This is a genomic window from Nocardioides proteolyticus (assembly GCF_051280635.3).
Lineage (GTDB): Bacteria > Actinomycetota > Actinomycetes > Propionibacteriales > Nocardioidaceae > Nocardioides.
Window position 1 is genome coordinate 35,370 of the sequence record NZ_JBNBPO030000009.1, and the last position, 19,902, is coordinate 55,271.

At 72.9% G+C, this 19,902-nt stretch carries 16 protein-coding genes and 1 other RNA gene; 10 read left to right on the forward strand and 7 right to left on the reverse strand.

Features of this window, described 5'->3' with window-relative positions; genetic code table 11:
- Window positions 1-16: 16 nt before the first annotated feature.
- Window positions 17-3,889 (reverse strand): Ig-like domain repeat protein, encoded by a 3,873-nt coding sequence (locus ACPOLA_RS07305; protein WP_435769747.1) that lies wholly within the window; start codon window positions 3,887-3,889, stop codon window positions 17-19.
- 191 nt (window positions 3,890-4,080) lie between these two features.
- Here ACPOLA_RS07305 and prfB point away from each other — a divergent pair, with 191 nt between their 5' ends.
- Window positions 4,081-5,199, forward strand: coding sequence for a peptide chain release factor 2 (prfB, locus tag ACPOLA_RS07310; protein ID WP_435769748.1), 1,119 nt, complete (start codon window positions 4,081-4,083; stop codon window positions 5,197-5,199).
- Window positions 5,200-5,244: 45 nt separating this feature from the next.
- On the opposite strand, the gene ACPOLA_RS07315 is transcribed toward prfB, so the two are convergent.
- Together ACPOLA_RS07315 and ACPOLA_RS07320 are read right to left on the reverse strand one after the other, a co-directional pair.
- Window positions 5,245-6,969 (reverse strand): zinc-dependent metalloprotease family protein, encoded by a 1,725-nt coding sequence (locus ACPOLA_RS07315; RefSeq protein ID WP_435769749.1) that lies wholly within the window; start codon window positions 6,967-6,969, stop codon window positions 5,245-5,247.
- 58 nt (window positions 6,970-7,027) lie between these two features.
- Window positions 7,028-7,666, reverse strand: a complete 639-nt coding sequence (locus tag ACPOLA_RS07320; protein ID WP_435769750.1) for a hypothetical protein — start codon at window positions 7,664-7,666, stop codon at window positions 7,028-7,030.
- A gap of 118 nt (window positions 7,667-7,784) precedes the next feature.
- On the opposite strand from ACPOLA_RS07320, the gene ftsE reads away from it, so the two are divergent.
- The 7 genes from ftsE (at window position 7,785) to ssrA (ending at window position 13,665) form a co-directional block, all read left to right on the forward strand.
- Window positions 7,785-8,474, forward strand: a complete 690-nt coding sequence (ftsE, locus tag ACPOLA_RS07325; protein WP_435769751.1) for a cell division ATP-binding protein FtsE — start codon at window positions 7,785-7,787, stop codon at window positions 8,472-8,474.
- 22 nt (window positions 8,475-8,496) lie between these two features.
- Window positions 8,497-9,444, forward strand: coding sequence for a permease-like cell division protein FtsX (gene ftsX / locus ACPOLA_RS07330; RefSeq protein WP_435769752.1), 948 nt, complete (start codon window positions 8,497-8,499; stop codon window positions 9,442-9,444).
- Between the two features lie 55 nt (window positions 9,445-9,499).
- Window positions 9,500-10,795, forward strand: a complete 1,296-nt coding sequence (locus ACPOLA_RS07335; protein WP_435769753.1) for a peptidoglycan DD-metalloendopeptidase family protein — start codon at window positions 9,500-9,502, stop codon at window positions 10,793-10,795.
- A 34-nt stretch (window positions 10,796-10,829) separates the two neighbouring features.
- On the forward strand, window positions 10,830-11,327 hold the full coding sequence (gene smpB / locus ACPOLA_RS07340; protein ID WP_435769754.1) for an SsrA-binding protein SmpB: 498 nt from the start codon (window positions 10,830-10,832) through the stop codon (window positions 11,325-11,327).
- Window positions 11,320-12,246: an amidohydrolase family protein gene (locus ACPOLA_RS07345; RefSeq protein ID WP_435769755.1), complete on the forward strand. Its 927-nt coding sequence runs from the start codon at window positions 11,320-11,322 to the stop codon at window positions 12,244-12,246. The genes smpB and ACPOLA_RS07345 overlap by 8 nt, the downstream gene beginning before the upstream one ends.
- Window positions 12,247-12,312: 66 nt before the next feature.
- Complete coding sequence (locus tag ACPOLA_RS07350) at window positions 12,313-13,155, forward strand: S1 family peptidase (protein ID WP_435769756.1); 843 nt, start codon at window positions 12,313-12,315, stop codon at window positions 13,153-13,155.
- A gap of 139 nt (window positions 13,156-13,294) precedes the next feature.
- Window positions 13,295-13,665, forward strand: a transfer-messenger RNA (tmRNA) gene (ssrA, locus tag ACPOLA_RS07355).
- A gap of 650 nt (window positions 13,666-14,315) precedes the next feature.
- Here ssrA and ACPOLA_RS07360 read toward each other — a convergent pair.
- The 4 genes from ACPOLA_RS07360 to ACPOLA_RS07375 all read right to left on the reverse strand — a co-directional run bounded on the left by ACPOLA_RS07360 (window position 14,316) and on the right by ACPOLA_RS07375 (window position 17,944).
- Window positions 14,316-14,834 (reverse strand): CGNR zinc finger domain-containing protein, encoded by a 519-nt coding sequence (locus tag ACPOLA_RS07360; protein ID WP_435769757.1) that lies wholly within the window; start codon window positions 14,832-14,834, stop codon window positions 14,316-14,318.
- A gap of 128 nt (window positions 14,835-14,962) precedes the next feature.
- Window positions 14,963-15,622, reverse strand: coding sequence for an SDR family oxidoreductase (locus tag ACPOLA_RS07365; protein WP_435769758.1), 660 nt, complete (start codon window positions 15,620-15,622; stop codon window positions 14,963-14,965).
- 9 nt (window positions 15,623-15,631) lie between these two features.
- Entirely contained in the window at window positions 15,632-16,399 is a 768-nt protein-coding gene (locus ACPOLA_RS07370; RefSeq protein ID WP_435769759.1) for a thioesterase family protein, read from the reverse strand.
- 42 nt (window positions 16,400-16,441) lie between these two features.
- Window positions 16,442-17,944, reverse strand: coding sequence for an amidase (locus tag ACPOLA_RS07375; protein ID WP_435769760.1), 1,503 nt, complete (start codon window positions 17,942-17,944; stop codon window positions 16,442-16,444).
- Window positions 17,945-18,042: 98 nt separating this feature from the next.
- On the opposite strand from ACPOLA_RS07375, the gene ACPOLA_RS07380 reads away from it, so the two are divergent.
- Together ACPOLA_RS07380 and ACPOLA_RS07385 are read left to right on the forward strand one after the other, a co-directional pair.
- Entirely contained in the window at window positions 18,043-18,987 is a 945-nt protein-coding gene (locus tag ACPOLA_RS07380) for a glycosyltransferase family 2 protein (protein WP_435769761.1), read from the forward strand.
- Window positions 18,984-19,898 carry a glycosyltransferase family 2 protein gene (locus tag ACPOLA_RS07385; protein WP_435769762.1) on the forward strand — a complete coding sequence of 305 codons (915 nt, stop codon included), beginning with the start codon at window positions 18,984-18,986 and terminating at the stop codon, window positions 19,896-19,898. Before ACPOLA_RS07380 ends, ACPOLA_RS07385 begins: the two co-directional genes overlap by 4 nt.
- Window positions 19,899-19,902 lie beyond the last annotated feature (4 nt).

The following is a 19,902-nucleotide window of genomic DNA, read 5'->3' on the forward strand; positions in this document are numbered from 1 at the left end:
TCCAGCATGGCCAGGCTCACTTCAGGAGAGCGCCGCGCGCGGACGACGAGAGATGGTTGGCGTCGCCCGCGAAGGTGGCGGTGTAGCCACCGGCGACCAGGAGGGAGAGCAGCTGCCCGCCGGCGTTGCAGCTGGCGAGGCCGGACTGGTTGGTGACCGACACGCACGCCACGCGGGCGCCGATCTTGAACTCGACCGGCGCGCCGGCCAGCGGCCGACCCCCGGCGGTGAGGGTCGCCTGCAGCTGCCCCAGCGGCAGGGGCGAGGAGTCCAGCGAGACCACGGCCGGGGAGGCGGTGATCACGGTCGGCCGCTTGGCGACCACCACGGCGTGCGCCGCGGAGGCGCTCCCGCGGAAGACCGGGCTGCCCTCGTAGACGGCCCGGACGTCGTGGCTGCCCGCTGGCAGGGACGACACCGTCGCCGTGGCCACCGCGGTGCCGTCGGCGCCCGGCGCGAGCGTGGCGCGGGCGATCACCGTGTCGCCGTACTCGAACCGCACGGTCCCGCCCGGGCTGCCCCGGTGGTCGCGGGCGGGGGTGACGGTCGCCGCCAGGGTCACCGGGTCGCCGTACACCGAGCGGTCCGGGTCGACGGTGAGCGTGGTGGCGGTCTCCAGCAGCACCACTCGCTGGGTGAGCTCGGCGAGCCTGGTCCGGAAGTTGGCGTCGCCCGAGTAGAGCGCGGTCACGGTGTGCTCGCCGGGCGCGAGGTCGTCGACCGGCGGGCTGGTCGCCGCGCCGTCGGACAGCGCCACGGCGGCGCCGAGCGGTCGCCCGTCGACCGCGAACTGCACGAACCCGGTCGGCGTGCCGCTGCCGGTCGAGGCCACCGACGCGGTGAACCGCACCGGCTGACCGGCCTCGGCCTCGGGTGCCGTCGAGGTCAGCTCGACGGCCGGCGTCGCCGCGTCGACCGTCTGGGTGAGGAGGGCGCCGCTGCCCGAGAACCCGGGGGCCCCGACGAAGCTGGCGATCACCGCGTGGTCGCCGGCCGCCGCGGAGTCGAGGGCCGGGCTGACCGCGACGCCGTCGGCGTCCACGGCCACCGGGTCGCCGAGGTCCTGACCATCGACGGAGAACTGGACGGTGCCCGACGCCGTGCCGTCGGTCGCCGACACCCGGGCGCGGAACGTCACGGCCGCGCCGTACGACGACGGGTTGGCGCTCGAGGTCAGCTCGGTCGTGGTCGCCACCACCGCCTGGCCCTCGAGGACCGTGTGGCTGGTCGCCGCCGACCGGCTGGGCCGGTAGTCGGCGTCGCCGGCGTAACGGGCGGTCAGCTGGTAGGACCCCGGCGCCAGGTCGGCGGTCTCCAGCCTGGCGGTGGTGCCGGCCTCGGATCCGGACAGCGGTGCGGAGCCCAGCACCTCGTCGCCGGCGTAGAAGGTGACGGTGCCCGTGGGGGAGCCGGAGCCGGGGTGGTCGGCGACCACGGAGGCGACGAGCTCGACGTTCTGGTCCTCGACGGAGGGGGACGGGCTGGCCACCACGGTCGTGGTGGTGGTCGCCTGCTCCACCTGCTGCTCGGCCTGGGCGGACCCCGCGAGGTGGCGTGCCGACCCGGCGTAGCGGGCCTCCACGGTGTGCGAGCCGGCCCCGAGCGTGGTGAGCGGCGGGAAGGTCGCGGTGCCGCCGGCGAGGGCGACCGGCTCGCCCACCTCGGCGCCGCCGACGAGGAGCTGGACGGTGCCCTCCGGGACGCCGCCTCCGGGCGCCCGGACCGCGACGGTGGCCGTGTAGGTGACGGCCTCGCCGCTGACGGTCGACGTGGCGGGGCCGGCGAGCTCGACCGTCACCGCGGCCTTCTCGACGGTGACCGTGCGGGGCGCGGCGGCGCTGCTGCCGTGGACGTCGTCGCCCAGGTAGGTCGCGACGACGCTGTTGCTCCCGACGGGGAGGTCGTCGACCTCGACCGACGCCGTTCCGGCGTCGGTGAGCGCTGCCCGGCCCACCTCGTCGCCGTCGACGGTGAAGACCACGTCGCCCTGCGGCGATCCGGACGCCGCCGTCACGCTCGCCGAGAGGGTGACCGGCTGGCCGGCGACCGCGCTGGCCGGGCTCGCCGAGGCCGTGGTCGTGGTCGCCAGCAGCGGCTCACGCACCCGGAAGCCCACCGCGGGCGACGTGCTCGGGGAGTGGTCGGCCGACCCGCTGTAGGCGGCGGTCACGGTGTGGGTGCCGAGCGGGAGCGTCGAGAGCGCGGGACTGGTGGCCGCGCCGTCGACCAGCGCGACCGGCGCGCCGAAGTCGAACCCGTCGACCCGGAACTGCACCGTGCCGCTGGGCGTCCCTGCGTGGTCGGCGCCGACCGTGGCCGTGAACCGCACCGGCGCACCCACCGTGACCACCGGCGGGTCGACGGTCACCGCGGTGGTGCTGGGCACGGTGCCGACCGTGAACGGCACGGAGGTGGAGGCGGGCTCGAGCCCCGCGCTGCCGGCGTACGACGCGGTGAGGGTCGCCTCGCGCGGCGGCCCGCCGACCGCGATCTGTGCCGACGCGACGCCGGTGGCCGACGTGGTCGCGGTGACCGTCGCGCCGCCGGAGAGGGTGAAGGTCACGGTGCGTCCCGACACGCTGCCGCCCGCCCGGTCGGCGAGGGTCGCCCGGACCGTGGCGGTGCTGCCCTGCGGGGCGCTCGTCGCGCCGTCGTAGGTGAGGGCGCTGCAGTTCCGAGGCGTGACCACCAGGGTGCTGGCCGAGGAGGCGCCGGCGGCGGTCACGACGACGCCCCAGCTGGCGCGCGCACCGGTCTTGTCCAGGCCGTCCTCCTCGGCCGGCGCGACGAGCGTGGTGCTGAAGCTGCCGCCGCCGACCGTCGAGGTGCTCGCGGTGACCGACTGGCCGACGGTCACCGGCGACTTGTCGAGGACGACCGTCACCGGCACGCCGGCGGCGCCGGTGCTGAGCCGGCCGCTCACCGTCACCTGGCCGCCGGCACAGGACAGCGAGGGCGTGACCGTGCTCGTCAGCACGGTGCCGGGTGCGGGGGTCGAGGAGGCGGAGAGCCGGCGGTCGAGGGTCAGCGTGGCGCCGTCGAGCGGGAGCTGGAGCAGTTCCTGGGCGTCGTTGCGGTGGCTCGGCGCCCACCAGTGCGTGTTGACCGTCCGCCCGTCCGGGCTCTGGGCGTGGACGCGCCGGGTGGCGACGCTGCCGGCCGGGACGCCGATGGTCGCGTTGCTGACGGTGGACGGGCCGTCGAAGGAGAAGGTGCCGTCGAAGTCGTCGGCGCCGTTGCCGAAGGAGCCGGCGTCGTAGCTGAAGCCGCCGTCGTAGTCGACGTCGACGTCGTTGGTCCAGCTCTGGCCCGCGTCGAGCGGGAAGGCCAGCGCCCGCCACCCCCGCTTCGGCGTCATCCGCAGGTTGATGTTGGCGGAGATGTTGGTCGAGAGGAAGCCGAGGCTCGCCCGGGCGGTCAGCGACTGCTGCTGCGACTCCTGGAGCAGGGCCAGATCGGAGCGGCGCACCAGCTTGGTGCCGGAGACCGATCCCGCGAAGTTGTTGAGGTTGGCGGTGCCGATCCCGTCGACGTCGGCCGTGCCGCTCCCGCCGGTGATGGTGCCGCTGATGTTCAACCGGTAGGCGCTCTGGCCCTGGAAGGTCTCCACGCCGGCCACCGTGTAGGTCACGCTCTCGTTGAGCGTGACGTTGGCCGTGTCGCCGACGTAGCGGAACGTCGTCTGGTAGGTCCACGACCAGCCCGTGCTCCAGGTCGCGACGTCGTCGCCGGAGGCCTGGGCCGCCGCGACGGGCGCGGCAGCTGCGCCGGTGAGCCCGGCGACGACGGTGGCCAGCACGCTGACCCAGGCCAGTCGGCGGCGGAACCGTCGCCGGGCCGGCGACGTGTCGCGGCGAGGGGAGATGCGGGTGTGCGGCGCAGGGAGCATGCGACGGTCCGTCCCGTGGGTTGGGGGGTCACCACCCGAGAGGTGCGGGCACGGGAGCCTGCTGGTGGAGGGAGCAGTCGGAGTCAAGCACCTCCGGCCGGGCCGCGCACCGGTTTTCTGAAACCGGTTCCTGTCAACCTGCGTCCCGGCGGTTCGCGCGGTCGTGCCGCGGGGCCGTAGCCTTGCTCCTTGTGGCAGGACCCGACTACGACGCCGAGATCAAGCAGCTGACTGCGACGATGCACACCATCGAGCAGGTCCTCGACCTGCCGCGGATGGAACGCGAGATCGGGGAGCTCGAGCAGCAGGTGGCCGCTCCCGATCTGTGGGACGACCAGGCCAACGCCACCCGGGTGACCGGTCGGCTCTCCTCGCTGCAGGGGCAGGTCGAGCGGTTCCGCGAGCTGCAGCAGCGCATCGAGGACCTCGGTGTGATGGTCGAGCTGGCGACCGAGGAGGGCGACGCCGACTCGCTCGCCGAGTCGGAGTCCGAGCTCGCCCGCATCCGCAAGGCGGTGGAGGGCCTGGAGGTCCGCACCCTCCTCTCCGGCGAGTACGACGAGCGCGAGGCCATCGTCACGATCCGCTCCGGCGCCGGCGGGGTCGACGCTGCCGACTTCGCCGAGATGCTGATGCGGATGTACACCCGCTGGGCCGAGCGCAACAAGTACCCCGTCGAGGTCTACGACGTCTCCTACGCGGAGGAGGCGGGCATCAAGTCGGCCGAGTTCGCCATCCACGCGCCCTACGCCTACGGGACCCTGTCGGTCGACGCCGGCACCCACCGCCTGGTCCGGATCAGCCCGTTCGACAACCAGGGCCGCCGGCAGACCTCCTTCGCCGCGGTCGAGGTGGTGCCCCAGCTCGAGCAGACCGACGAGATCGAGGTCGACGAGAACGACATCCGCACCGACGTGTTCCGCTCCGGTGGCCCGGGCGGCCAGTCGGTCAACACGACCGACTCCGCCGTGCGACTCACGCACATCCCGACGGGCATCGTCGTCTCCTGCCAGAACGAGAAGTCGCAGCTGCAGAACAAGGCCGCCGCGATGATCGTGCTCAAGGCCAAGCTGCTCGCCAAGAAGAAGGCGGAGGAGGCGGCGCTGAAGAAGGACCTCAAGGGCGACGTCGCCGCCAGCTGGGGCGACCAGATGCGCAACTACGTGCTGAACCCCTACCAGATCGTCAAGGACCTGCGCACCGGCTACGAGACCGGCAACCCGCAGGCGGTGTTCGACGGCGAGATCGACGGCTTCCTCGAGGCCGGCATCCGGTGGCGGCGGGGCGCGGAGAAGTCCAGCGAGAACTGATCAGCCGGGGCCGCGGCCGGGGCCGCGACTCGGTCAGCGGCTCGGTCAGCGCGGACGGACGACGTACGACCGGCTGCTCAATGCGCTCCAGCCGGCACTGTTGCGGGCCTTGACCTTGACCACCCAGCGTCCGCGGGGCAGCCGCCAGGTGAGCCGCCGCTCGTCGGCGGACCGCACGCCGGTCCGGCGCTTGTCGATCACCCGGCCGTTGTAGCCGAGCCGGTACGACGCGAGCAGGTAGCCGGTGACCGGCGCGCCGCCGGTGCTGCTGGGCGGGTACCAGCGGACGCCGATCTCCAGGCGACCGCCGAGCCCGCCCGACCACACCCGCGGGCGACGCGGGCGTCCCGGTGCGGAGACCGGCGTCTCGGTCGTCGGCGGGGGCGAGACGCGCGGGGTGCTGCCGCCGTCGCAGCCGGTGACGCTCAGCTGGTAGCTGCCGGTGCTGCCGTAGGAGCCGTAGCCGCCGTCGGCCCAGCCGGCCGCGCCGTCGGCGCCCGAGCCGGTGCCGGAGACGCCGACGTAGTAGGGACCGCCGGAGAGCGGCACGGAGACCGCGGCCGACATGCCGGTGAGGCCGGAGACGGTGCGACTCGTGGCCGGCGCGTGGGCGGCGAGCACCTCGCCGGAGGCGTTCCGCACCTCCACGCGCAAGTCGACGTTGGGTCCGACGGCTGCCGGCGTGGCCTTGGCGCTCACCGTGCCGCTGCACGTCTCGAGCGCGAACCAGTCCTGGTCGCGGCTGCTGGTCAGGATGCCGGAGCCGGTCGGCAGCGCCGACAGGGGGGCCGCGGTGGCCGGCGTGTTCCCGGCCTCGTCGGCGCGCAGCGCGACGCCGTTGGCCTGCGCCCTCGCGAAGTCGTCCTCGTGGTTGTTCGCAGCGGTGTACTCGCCGCGGGACCACTGCGTCACGCTGGCGGAGTAGGGACTGCCCATGATCGGGCCCCAGAGCTGGGTGCCGGAGTAGTAGGACCGGGTGGTCGTGCCGTCGTGAGAGAGGCCGAGGTTGTGGCCGACCTCGTGCGACGCCGCCTCCGCCATGTTCTTGGGGCGGTTGCTCAGCGACGAGGGGAACACCCAGGCCGGGCTGCGGGTCTCGCCGGAGGTGATCGCGTCGAAGGTGCCGACCCAGGCGATGCCGCCGCAGCCGGACGAGCAGACGTACTGCTGCACCGTCGAGCCCGACGTGAACGCCACGCGCGAGCCGAAGGTGGTGTCGCCGCTCGAGCTGCGGAACAGCGCTCCGGCGGCGGGCTCCTCGGTGGTGACGTCGACGTCGAAGGGCGCGAAGTCCTCGGCCATCCGGGCCCAGATCTCCTGGATGCCGGTCCGCTCGGAGTCGGTGAAGGCCGACGCGTTGGAGTCCAGCGACCACGCCGGGTAGGCCAGCTTCGTGTCGCCGTCCTTGAGCCAGCTGTTGTCCGAGCCCAGGACGCCGCCGTCGAAGTCGAGGTAGATCGTCCGGGAGGCGCCGGGCCGGCTGTGCAGGGTGAACGTGTCCGCCAGCGTGTACGACGCCAGCGTCTCCGCCCTGTCCAGCTCGGTGCCGTCGGTGCCGGCCGTCTCCGTCTCCTCCGGGACGCCGTGCCAGACGTCCTCGGCGTAGACGACGCCGTCCTCGGCCACGTGCAGCGCCGGGTCGTCCGCCACCGCCGGGTCCTCCGTCACGGTGGGCGGAGTCTCCTCGGCCGCTGCGGGGAGGGCCAGGCCACTGATCGCGATCGCCAGTCCGGAAACGCCGGCGGCGACGACACCCGAGAGTCGCTTCACGTCCCCGCCCATCGGCAGGGAGGTCGGGCACCTTAGCGGCAGCGGCGGGCCGGGCGGCTCAGGTGATGCCGGGCGACGCCGCGCGGGCGACCGCGACGCACCAGCGTCCGGTGCGCTCGAGCAGGGGCCGGTTGCCGGCGTTCTCGGAGCCGGCGGGCAGGGTCAGGCTGCAGGAGAGCCAGGCGTCGCCGAAGAGCCCGCGGTAGGACGCGGTGGCGCCGTCGCGGGTGCGGCAGACCAGGGCGACCGACGGGTCGCCGTACGCGGGCGCGTCGGGCTGGATCTCGCAGCCCTTGCCCGGAGCGGTCGCGGCGAGGGCGGCCGCCTTCTCGGCCGGGACGGGCGGGGCGAACACCCAGGCGCGGGCGTCCGCGCCGTCGGCTCCGGAGTAGACGCAGCCGTACTCGTGGGAGACGTCCCCGCCGCCGGGCAGCGCCTCGGCCGACTCGCCGTTGCCGTAGGCGGTGAGCTCGCCGTCGCCGCCCAGCGCCTCGCGCACCGCCTCGGGGTGGATCCGGTCGCAGAAGGGCGCCCGCTGCACGACGGCGGCCCGGCTGTCGAAGTCCGTGAGCGGCGTCCCCGCGTAGGCGGGCGGCTCGCGGTCGGGGGTGGTGTCGTCGGCGACCACCACGCCGACGCCGACCGGCACGAGGGTGAGCAGTGCCGAGAGGAGCAGCGCTCGCAGGACCATCGGCACGACGTCACCCTAGTGGGGGAGCCAGAGGCCGGCCGCGGCCGGTGAGATGGCCCACGTCGACGCTCCCGCGCCGGGCTCCTGTGCCGGCCGCGCCCGGAGGTCGCGTACCGTCTTTCCGGTGATTCGCTTCGAGAAGGTCACCAAGCGCTATCCGGGCCCCGGCAGGCCCGCGCTCGACCAGGTCACCCTCGACATCGACAAGGGGGAGTTCGTCTACCTGGTCGGCACCTCGGGCTCCGGCAAGTCGACCGCCCTGCGGCTGGTCCTGCGGGAGCTGCGCCCCACCACCGGCCGCGTCTACGTCGCCGGCAAGGAGATCAACCGGATGGCCGGCTGGAAGGTGCCCCGGCTGCGGCGCCAGGTCGGCACCGTCTTCCAGGACTTCCGGCTGCTGCCCAACAAGTCGGTCGCCGAGAACGTCGCCTTCGCCCTGCAGGTGATCGGCAAGTCGCGCAAGGAGATCAACCGCGTCGTCCCGGAGACCCTCGAGCTGGTGGGCCTGAAGGACAAGCGCGAGCGGATGCCCGACGAGCTCTCCGGCGGCGAGCAGCAGCGGGTGGCGATCGCCCGCGCGTTCGTCAACCGGCCGATGATCCTGATCGCCGACGAGCCGACCGGCAACCTGGACCCGGCGACGTCGGTCGGGATCATGAACCTGCTCGGCGACATCAACCAGACCGGCACGACGGTGGTGATGGCCACCCACGACCACGGCATCGTCGACCAGTTCCGCAAGCGCGTGATCGAGCTGGAGCACGGCAAGGTCGTCCGCGACGAGGCGGCCGGCAGCTACGGCTTCCAGCACTGAGCCCCAGGAGAGCTTCCCTTCCATGCAGCTGCGTTATGTCTTCAGCGAGCTCCGCACCGGCCTGCGGCGCAACCTCTCGATGCACCTGGCGGTCATCCTCACCCTCTTCGTCTCGCTGTCCCTGGCCGGCACCGGGATCCTGATCCAGCGCGAGGCCGAGCTGGCCAACGACGAGCTCGGCAACCAGCTCAAGATCTTGGTCAACCTGTGCGTCGACGACGACCCCTCCGACACGCCCAACTGCGCCGGCGGCGAGGTCACCGCAGAGCAGCAGCAGCGGGTGGAGGAGGAGATCGAGGCCAACGACGAGGTCGAGTCCTACCGGTTCCAGTCCAAGGAGGAGGGCTACGAGCGCGCCTACGCCCAGGCGCAGCGCAACGGCACCGAGGCGGCCTTCGAGGGCGACAACCCGGTCGTGACGCGGGAGAACTGGCCGGCGGCGTTCTGGGTGACGCTGAAGAGCCCCGAGCGAGCCGACGGGATCATCAGCGCCCTCGAGGGCCTCGACGGCGTTGCCCACATCGAGGACCAGCGCGAGGTGCTCGGCCAGATCTTCAACGTGATGAAGGTGCTGCGCATCGGATCGTGGATCGGCTCGGCGTTCCTGCTGTTGGCCGCGCTGCTCCAGGTCGCCAACACGATCCGCCTCGCCGCCGTCGCCCGCCGCCGCGAGATCGGCATCATGCGGCTGGTCGGCGCGTCGACGCTCTACATCGCGCTGCCGTTCCTCCTGGAGGCGCTGGTGACCGCGATCGTGGGCGTCGGGCTGGCCGCAGGCGCGCTGGCCGCCTTCCAGTACTGGGGGGTCGACCGCGGTCTCGAGGAGAGCATCAAGTTCCTGCCGTGGACCGACTGGTCGGACTACACCGAGGCGCTGATCGGGTACATGCCGCCGGGCATCGTGCTGCTCGGCCCGGCGCTGACGTTGATCCCGACACTCCTGCTGACCCGCAAATACATCAAAGTCTGATCGGCGGCCGTTACGGTCGAGGCGTTCTCTTCCCCGAACACCGAAGGTCAGATCCGTGCGCTCCTTCCCCAGCGCCCCCCTGTTCCGTCGTGCCCTCGAGCGGGTGCCCGCGTGGGCCCACCCGCAGTGGCTGGTGACCGGTCTCGCCGTCGTGGTGGCGCTCGCCGGCCTCGCCGTCCCGTTCGCGCAGGCCAACGATCGCGACGACCTGGAGGACCGGCAGGACAAGGTCCGCGGCCAGATCGCCGACGTCAGGGACGACATCGGCGAGGCGAGCAGGCGGGTGGCGACCATCTCCCGCAAGCTCGACCGCGCCCAGGGCAGCCTCCGCGACGCGAGGGCCGACCTGGCGAAGGTCCGCGGCGAGCTGCGCGACGCGCGTCGTACGGCGCGGGCGCTGGCGCGCCGGCTCGACCGCGCCGAGGCCCGGCTCGTGCTGGCCAAGAAGCGGCTCGCCCAGGCCCGTGACGACGTGGCCGTGCAGCGTCTCGACACGCGCGACGCGGTGATCCGGCAGGGCACCTCCGGCGACCCCCGGCTCGCGCTCGTCTCGTCGTTCGTGGCGTCGGGCTCGATCGAGGAGGCCATGTTCAACAGCTCGGCCTACACCACCATCGTCGGCCGCCACGACCAGGTCCTCGGCGACCTGGTGGCGGCCGAGGAGGCGCTCGCCGAGCACAAGGCCGAGGTCAAGGACGCCCGCGACGCGGTGGCCGGCGCCAAGCGGGCCGCCGACGACAACGTCGACACGGTGACCGGCCTGGTGCGCAAGGCCCGGATCAGCCGGAGCTCGGTCCGGGCGCTCGTGCTGCAGACGGCCAAGACCCGGCGCGCCGTGGTCCGGGCGCGGGCGGCCGACCGCGCCGCGCTGCGACGGCTGGAGAAGCGGGAGGCCCGGATCAAGTCGAAGATCCTCGCGCTGTCCCGCAAGCAGAAGGGCGGCTACAACGGGGCGACCGGCGGTCTGCTCGCCAAGCCCGGCCCCGGCCCGGTCACCTCCCCCTACGGCTACCGCAGGCACCCCATCTACGGCTACTACGGCCTCCACAACGGGATCGACTTCGGCACCGGGTGCGGCGCGCCGCTGTGGGCGGGGGAGTCCGGCACCGTGATCAGCACCTACTACGACGAGGTCTACGGCAACCGGCTCTACCTCGCCATCGGCCGGGTCAACGGCGCCGCGATCACCCTCGTCTACAACCACCTCAGCAGCTACCGCGTGCGCGGCGGCACGGTGAAGCGGGGCCAGGTGATCGGCCGCTCCGGGGCGACGGGCTGGTCCACCGGGTGCCACCTGCACTTCACGGTGCTCCGCAACGGGGAGCCGGTCGACCCCGCGCCGTACCTGTAGGAACCCGATTGCGCCCTGCTGCGAGAATGGGGCCATGGCCAAGAAGTCGGACGCGAAGGAGCAGGTCGAGCGCAAGCTGGTCGCGTCCAACAAGAAGGCCCGCCACGACTACCACATCGAGGACACCTTCGAGGCCGGCCTGGTGCTCCAGGGCACCGAGGTCAAGTCGCTGCGGCAGGGGCGCGCCAGCCTGGTCGACGGGTTCGTCGACATCGACGGCGGCGAGGCGTGGCTGCACGGCGTGCACATCCCGGAGTACGCCCAGGGCACGTGGACCAACCACTCGGCCCGCCGCAAGCGCAAGCTGCTGCTGCACCGCGAGGAGATCGACAAGATCGAGCGGAAGGTCAGCGAGAAGGGCCACACCGTGGTGCCGCTGTCCCTGTACTTCGTCAAGGGACGGGCGAAGATCGAGCTCGGCCTCGCCAAGGGCAAGAAGACGTGGGACAAGCGGCACTCGATCGCGGCCCGCGAGGCCGACCGCGAGAAGCAGACCGAGCTCGGCCGGCGGCTGAAGGGCATGCGTGACTGACCCGCACCCGTGGGCCGAGGACGCCGCGGCCGTCCGCGCCTTCGCGGAGCGGCTGGGCCTGCCGGGGCTGGTGGACCTGCACGTCCACTTCCTCCCGCCGCCCATCGAGCGGGCCGTGTGGCGCGAGTTCGACAGCGCCGGACCGCTGATCGGACGGGAGTGGCCGATCCGCTACCGCGCCTCGTCCGCCGAGCGGCTGGCGTTCCTCCGTGATGCGGGGATCCGCGCGTTTCCGACCCTCCCGTACGCGCACAAGCCCGGGGTCGCCGGCTTCCTCAACGACTGGTCCCGCGACTTCGCCGCCGGCGCGCCGGAGGTGCTGCGCTCCGCCACGTTCTACCCGGAGCCGGAGGCGGCCCGCTACGTGCCGGAGCTCGTGGCCGACGGCGTACGGGTCCTCAAGCTGCACCTCCAGGTCGGCTCCTTCCACCTCGACGACCCGCTGCTGGACCCGGTGTGGGGGGTTCTCGCAGAGGCCGGCACCCCGGTGGTCGTGCACGCCGGGTCCGGGCCGGTCGGGACGCCGTACACGGGTCCGGCCTCGACCGCCCGGGTGCTGGCCCGGTTCCCCGGGCTGCGCCTGGTGATCGCCCACATGGGCTCGCCGGAGTGCGCGGAGTTCCTCGAGCTCGCCGAGCGGTACGACGGCGTGCACCTGGACACCTCGATGGCGTTCACCCGGTTCTTCGCCGAGGGCGGCCACGGCGGCCGGTTCCCCGACGCACTCGTGCCGCGGCTGGCCCACCTCGGCCGGCGGGTGCTGTGGGGCTCGGACTTTCCGACCCTGCCGTTCGGCTACCGCGACCAACTCGACTGGGTCGCCGATCTCGGCCTCGGCGACGACTGGCTGCGCGACGTGTGCTGGCACAACGCCCACCGGCTGCTCGGCCTCGGCGACGAATCGGGTGGACTGGTCTAGATCTTCCGCGCAGCGCCGGGAGGTGCTGAGATGAGGCCTCCCCTTCACCACTCTCGGAGGAAACACATGCGCGTTCGCCTACTCGCCCTGGCTGTCGCCGTCCTGACCGGACTCGGCATCGGCCTCGTCCCCGCACCCTCGACCGCCAGCACAGGCGGCACGCCGGACGGGGAGCTCCACCCCAACGTCGCCCTGATCGCCTTCTACGACGCCACGGGCCGCTACCGGTGCTCGGCCACCCTGGTCAGCCCCACCGTCCTGCTCACCGCCGCCCACTGCACGCAGGGCACCCTCGGCAAGACCGCGGTCACCTTCGACACCTTCATCGCCGAGCAGGGCCCGTCGCCGCTGCCCGTCGCGGCCGACCCGTCGCAGGGCTACACCAGCGCCGAGCTCGCCGCCGCGGGCTACTACTCCGGCACCGCCTACACCCACGACAAGTACAGCAACTTCACCGACCTCAAGAACTGGTACGACGTCGGCGTGATCGTGCTCGACGCCCCGATCACCCACATCGCACCCGCCGAGATCGCCCCGGTCGGCACCGCCGACCAGATCAAGCACCCGCGGAGCACCATCTTCACCGCGGTCGGCTACGGCACCGAGGTCCGCCAGGCGGAGGAGGGGCCGCGCAAGCCCACGCCGCAGAGCTACCCGATGCTGCGCCGCTACGTCGAGATGCCCGGCCAGAAGATCACCCCGCAGGTGATCCAGACCAACGGCAACGAGAAGGACCCGTTCGGCACCGGCGGCACCTGCTTCGGTGACTCCGGCGGCCCGCTGTTCCTCGGCGAGCAGATCGTCGGGGTGACCTCCTACGGCTACACCTCCAACTGCCGCTACCTCGACGGCTACCAGCGCGTCGACATCGCCGGCGTCGAGGAGTGGCTCGACCAGTTCGGTCTCTGACCGGCTCGCTAGTCACGCCGACTGCCGGCTGGAGGCTCCCGGGAATACCCGGGGGCCTCCGGTCGGTTATGACCCGTAGACTGGCCGAGGCCGCGGACGTCGTACACCGACCGTCCGGGCCGCGGTTGACAACTCAAGAGGGGCTGATCGGTTTCGACTTGGGACGTTTGTGCCAGGGGAAGCGGGTCGAGAAGCCAGCGTCATCTCGTAAACGATCGCTGGAAACCAATAACTGCCAACGCTAAGCGCAGTTCCTTCGCTCTCGCCGCCTGAGCGGTGATCGAAGCGTCAGACAGGGCATCCGTCTCCGTCCCTGATCCTGGCGTCGACTAGGAGACTTGCTGCGTCACTCTCGCCGGGAGGGTGACGCGGGACTCAAACCCGGCTGGGCCTGTCGGCGACGTGTCAGTGCGAGCGCCGGGGCCGAGCAACACGATGGCACTGACTGCACCCGGAGAAGACCTGGCTCGACGCTCGAGGACCGGGGTTCGATTCCCCGCAGCTCCACTCGGGGGCCTTCGCAGAACGAGCGGAGACTCCTCGCAGGTTGCGACCTGGCCGGTGTGCCAGGGTCAGCCCTCTTACGGCGAGAGCCGCTCCGGCCTCGGCCGGCGCGGCTCTTGCTGGTTTTTCGCGTCGTGGATTCCGACGCGGCCGCGTCGTCGGCGGCGAAGGACGCTCCGAGGGCGGCATGGTCTGACGCTACGCACGGATGGCGGCATGGTCGGCTGCTCGCACCTGACGAATTTGTCGTGATTCGGCTGGTTGCAGAACGATTCCGTCAGGTCGTGGGGGCCAGGCGAACCGCCCTCATCGGCGCGACCGCGCGGATCGCGGAAGTTCCGCGCGACAACGTCGGCTGCTCGTACCTGACGATTCTGTCGTGATCCCGCCGGTCGGAGGACGATTTCGTCAGGTGCATGGGTTCCGGTCATCCGCCCGCAGTTCGGCATGATCGGGCCGGTTCAAGATCACGCGTTCGAGCTTGACGCGCGCCCCTCGTCGAACGGCGGGCCGTCGATCTCGTCGAGCCAGCGGTCCGCGGCCGCCGCAACGCTCGCGACAGTCTCCCGGGCTGCGCGCTCGTCCAGTCCGAGCTCAACGCCGACCGCGGCGAAGTCAGCGCTGCTCGCTGACCCCCATGACGGAGCCGCAGCGGGCTACGACGCGCGCGCCCGGTGGCGCCGTACGGCGTCGCGGTTGCCGCACGCCGGGGAGCAGTACCGCTGCCGGCCGTTGCGGGAGACGTCGGCGTAGGCGTTGGCGCAGTCGGCCGCCGCGCACCGGCCCAGCCGGTGCATGCCCCGGCCGACGAGGTGCAGCGCGGTGCCGGCGCTCAGCAGCGCACGCAGCTTGTGCGCGTAGCCGATGTCCTCCTCGCGGTAGTGCAGGTGCCATCCGTCGCCGACGTGGTTGGTCAGCCGCGGGTGGGCGGTGGCCTCCGCGAGCAGCCGGTTGAGCAGCGCCGCCCGGTCGGCGTCGGTGGTCGCGTCGACGACCTCGCACCACGCGTCGAGGTAGGTCAGCACCTCGGTGAGGTCGGGTGCTCCGGTGCCGGCCTCGAACGTCACGCCTGCGCCCGCGCACCGGTCGAGGAGCTCCTCCGCGCTCTCCGGCCGCCGGTTCGCGAGGTCGGCCGCCAGGACGACGGCGTACTCCCCGTAAGGGTTGAGTTGCATCAAGCCATTACAGCACGCTGACGGGGTGACCGACCACCAGCACCTCTGGCAGACCGACTCCGTGCACCCGACCAGCGAAGGGCTGGTCGTCTACCAGGTGTGCGGCTGCGGCCAGCGGCGGATCGTCGTCACGGCGTGACGGCGGCGTCGACGGCCGCGGCGACCGGCGTGTCGCCGGCGACGAGGTTCCACTGGTAACCGGCGGTGTCGTCGCGGCCGACGACCTCTGCGACCACCGCCGCCACGTCGGCGCGGGTGACGTCGCCGCGCGGAGCGTCGGGCGAGAGCGTGACCAGCCCCGTCGGTGGGTCGTCGGTGAGGCGGCCGGGCCGGATGATCGTCCAGGTCAGGGTGCTGGCCCGGAGCGCGGCGTCGGCGTCGCGCTTGGCGGCGACGTAGGCGGCCCACACCTCGCTGGTGCCGGGAGGCACCGGCGTGTCGACGTCGATCGCCGAGACTTGCACGAACCTGCTGATGCCGCGCCGCTCGGCTCCCTCGATCGACTTCAGTGAGCCCTCCAGGTCGACGGTGCGCTTGCGCTCGACGTTGCCGTCGGGGCCGCCACCGGCGGCGAACACCACCGCGTCGCAGCCCTCGAACGCGTCCGCGAACGCCGCGGCGTCGGACTGCTCGATGTCCAGCAGTCGCACCTCCGCACCGGCCTCCTCCAGCGCCGCCCGGTGCTCCTCCCGGCGCACGAGCGCGACCGGCCGGTGACCGGCCCGGACCAGCAGCGGGTGCAGCAGGCGGGCCACCTGCCCGTGGCCTCCGACGACGGCGATACGCATGCCTCCAACCTACGGACGCACGGTGAGGGCCTGGCTGACGGTGGCGACGGGGCCCCGCTCGTCGTGGACGACGGTGCTCGTGACGCCGTGGCCGTGGCCGCCGAAGGACACCGTGATGTCGAAGCCCAGCCAGCCCGGAGCGGGCTCGCGGAGGAAGTGGGCCGTCAGGTCGAGGTTGGGGAAGGCGACCCGGGTCGGGTCGGCGCGGACGGCCATCCCGTTGGCGAGGTCGAGCAGGGCGACGGCCGCCGCGAACCGGCTGACGGCCTCGCCCTCGACCAGCTCGTGCCCGGTGCGCACCCAGCCGGCCGCGCGTCCCGGCCCCAGCTCCCGGCGTCGTACGTCGAGGGACGCGACGAAGCCGCCCGGCCAGAGGCTCGACATGTCCCAGGGCTCCAGCTCGGCCGGACCGGGGATCGGCGGGAGGTCCGTGCCGGCGAGGTCCGCGGTGTCGTGGGGAGCGACCAGCCAGGCGCGCAGCACGACGACGTCACGGCCGCCGTGGCTGGCGCTGGCCCGGACCAGCTCGATGGTGCGCCCCGGGCGCTCGACGCGCACGTCGACGGTCACCTCCTCGAGCGGGACGGTGCCGAGGATGTCGAAGGAGAGCCGGGTCAGCGGCAGCCGGTCGTCGCGCCGGCCGTCCCGGTCGCGCTCGACGGCGTGGGCGAGCACGCCGAGCAGCGTGGCGATGTGCTGGGTCGAGGTGTCCCAGGCACCGCCCACGTGCTCGGTCGGCCGGTAGGTCCGGTCGCCGGTCCGCCGCCAGTACGCCACGTCGCCTCCTCGTGCCTGATCTCCGTGCCGCCCAGGGGTGGGCTACCGCTGGGCCGGCCCTCCCACCGCGGCCGGCGGCAGGTGGTGGGCCCACGGCGCGGCGAGCTCGAGCTGCCGGGCGAGGCGCAGCAGCAGTCCCTCGCTCAGCAGCGGCCCGACCAGCTGCACGCCCATCGGCAGCCCGTCGCCGGTGACGTGCAGCGGGAGGCTGATCGCCGGCCGCCCGGTGATGTTGGCCAGCTGCGTGTAGGGCACCCAGGCCAGGTTCTGCTCCACGATCTGCTCCACGATGCCGGTACGACGCAGCAGCCCGGCGGACCGGGCGCGCAGCAGCCCGGAGGCCACCAGCTGCAGCGGCGCGGGCATGTCCAGCGACCCGATCTCGATCGGCGGCTCGCCCAGCGTCGGCGTCAGCAGCAGGTCGTGGCCGGCGTGGAAGCCGGCGAGCGCAGCGATGTAGTCGCGCCGGCGCTCGTCGGCGGCCTGGAGGTCCACCGCGGAGAAGCTGCGGCCCAGCGCGGCCATCATCCGGGTGTCCAGCTCGAACTGGCTGTCGTCGGCCCCGACCTCGCGCTTGATCCGCTCGACCTCGATCGCCTGGTGGACGAACCAGATCGTCAGGAAGTCCCGCCCGAGCTGGCGGTCGTCGTGGGGCGGGTCGACCTCCTCCACGTGGTGGCCGAGGGCGGTCAGCAGCTCCGCGGCCCGCTCCACCGCGCGAACCGCCTCCGGGTGCGGCTGCTCGCGCAGCGCGCAGCTGGTGGTGTAGCCGATCCGCAGCGTGCGCGGGGCGTCGTCGAGGGAGTCGAGCAGCGGCCCGTCCGGCAACGCGGGCGCGTAGGGGCTCATCTCGTCGCCGCCGACGAGCGCGTCCAGCATGGCCGCGGTGTCCCGCACCGTGCGCGACACGACGCCCTGGGTGGCCAGGCCGTTGAGCGGCTCGCTCTCGTGCGGGCCGAAGGGCACCAGGCCGCGGCCGGGCTTCAGGCCGACCAGCCCGGTGCAGGCCGCGGGGATCCGGATCGAGCCGCCGCCGTCGCTCGCCGCGGCGGCCGGCACGATGCCGGCGGCCACCGCCGCAGCCGCCCCGCCGGAGGAGCCGCCGGGCGTCCGGTCGAGGTTCCAGGGATTGCGAGCGGGCCCGAAGAGCGCCGGCTCGGTGACGCCCTTGGAGCCGAACTCGGGCGTGTTCGTCTTGCCGAAGATCACCAGTCCGGCGTCGAGCCAGCGCTGCACCACGTTGCTCGTCCGCTCCGCCCGGTGCCCGGCGAGGGCCCGGGAGCCGTCCGAGGTCGGCTCGCCGGCGAGGTGCTGGTGCAGGTCCTTGAGCAGGAACGGGACACCGGCGAACGGTCCCGTCAGCTCCTGCTCCACCCGCCGGTCGGCGTGGTCGTCCAGCCAGGTGCAGATCGCGTTGACCCGGGGGTTCACCGCCTCCGCCCGCTGCCGCGCGGCGGCCAGCAGCTCGCCGGGGGTCGTCTCGCCGGAGGCGACCAGGCCCGCCAGTGCCAGCCCGTCGTGTGCCAGGTAGTCCTTCTCGTCCACGTCCGTCCGCCCGTCTGGTCTCGAGTGCCCGGCCCCGGCCCGGTCACCGGGGCGCCACCGAAGTCTGGCCCATGCCGCCGGTCAGTAGGGTGGCGGCCGTGCGCGTGACGGCGGTGGTGGTGACCTACAACCGGTTGTCCCTCCTGCAGCGCCTGGTCCCGCGGCTGCGCGCGACACCCGGGCTGCACCGGGTGCTGGTCGTCGACAACGCGTCCACCGACGGCACGGGGGCGTGGTTGGCCCGTCTCTCGACCGGCGCTGCCGCCGAGCCCGGCTCCCCGCACCCCGTCGCGCCGGTCGTCCACGAGACGCTCCCCACCAACACCGGCGGTGCCGGCGGCTTCCACCACGGCCTCGACCGGGCCGTCCGCGACGGGGCCGACCTGGTCTGGCTGATGGACGACGACGGCCTGCCGGCCGACGACTGCCTGCCGCTGCTGCTGGACCGCGTCGAGCGCGACGGCCTCGAGTTCTGCGGTCCCGCCGTGCTCGCCGAGCACGACCCGTCCCGGCTGTGCTTCCCGATCCGCCTCCCCGGCGGCACCAGGGTCGTCCACGCGATGGCGGAGGTCGAGGCCGCGGCACGCGACGGGCTGATCGAGGGGGTGGTGATCCCGTTCAACGGCGTGCTCGTCACCCGCGACCTGGTCGAGCGGATCGGGCTGCCGCGCGAGGAGTTCTTCATCTGGGGCGACGACGTGGAGTATCTCTGGCGTGCCGAGCGCGCGGGCGCCCGGATCGCCACGGTCGTCGACGCCCACTTCCTGCACCCGGCGGCCGACGACTTGGGCACGCCGATGATGTTCGGCCGGACGACGTACAACCACACCCCCAGCGACCTGAAGCACTACTGCATGGCCCGCAACAACACCCTCAACCTGCGTGCCTACCGCGGCTGGGCGCACGTCCTGCTGTTCTGGCTCAAGACCGTATGGTTCTACCTCTTCACCCGCCGGAAGCCGGGGCGGATCGGTCTCAGCGCCCGCGCCGCCGCCGCCGGTCTGCGCGGCGACTTCACCGGGCACCGGAGGTTCCTCGGGTGACCGCCGAGAGCGTCGCGGTGGTTGTCGTCACCTACAACCGCGCCGAGCTGCTCGAGCGGATGCTCGCCGGCCTGGCGGCGCTCGACCGCGTGCCGGACGCCGTGTACGTCGTCGACAACGCCAGCAGCGACCACACGCCGGACGTGCTGGCCGAGGCGGTCGAGGCCGGCCTGCTGCCGCGCCTGGTGCCGATCGTGTCGAGCGAGAACCGCGGCGGCGCGGGCGGCTTCCACCTCGGGGTCCGGACCGCCTACGAGCAGGGCCACGACGTGATGTGGCTGATGGACGACGACGTGGTGCCGGCGCCGGACTGCCTGACCCGGCTGCTCGCGGTCGGCGGTCCGTGCCTGATCGCGGTCCGCGAGGACACCGCGGGCCGGCTGGTCGAGAAGGCGGCGGTCCGGTTCGACCTGCGCAACCCGCTCGCGATCCGCCCCAAGACGGCCAGCATCGACTCCACCTATGCCAGCCGCTCCGCGATGCCGGCGACCGTGGAGGTGGAGAACGTCGCGTTCGAGGGCTTCCTCGTGCGCCGGGAGGTCGTCGAGCGGATCGGGCTGCCCGACCCGTCGTACTTCATCTTCTACGACGACGTCGACTTCGCCCTACGGGCCCGGCGGGCCGGCTACTCCATCCGCGCGGTGCGCGACGCGGTGCTGGTGCGTCAGCTGGACTTCGACCAGCAGCACGACCTCGCGGGGTGGAAGGGCTACTACATGTACCGCAACCTGTTCGCGGTGCACTTCCGCTACGGCGAGAACCCGCTCGTCCGGCTCAAGCCCTGGCTGATCGCCCTCGCGGTGGTGCTGGCGAGCCCGCTGCGAGGCGGGCGAGGCGAGGTGGGCAACGTCACCCGAGCCCTGCGGGACGCGCGTCGGATGCGGCGGCTCCCGTCCCGATCCGTAGACTGACCGA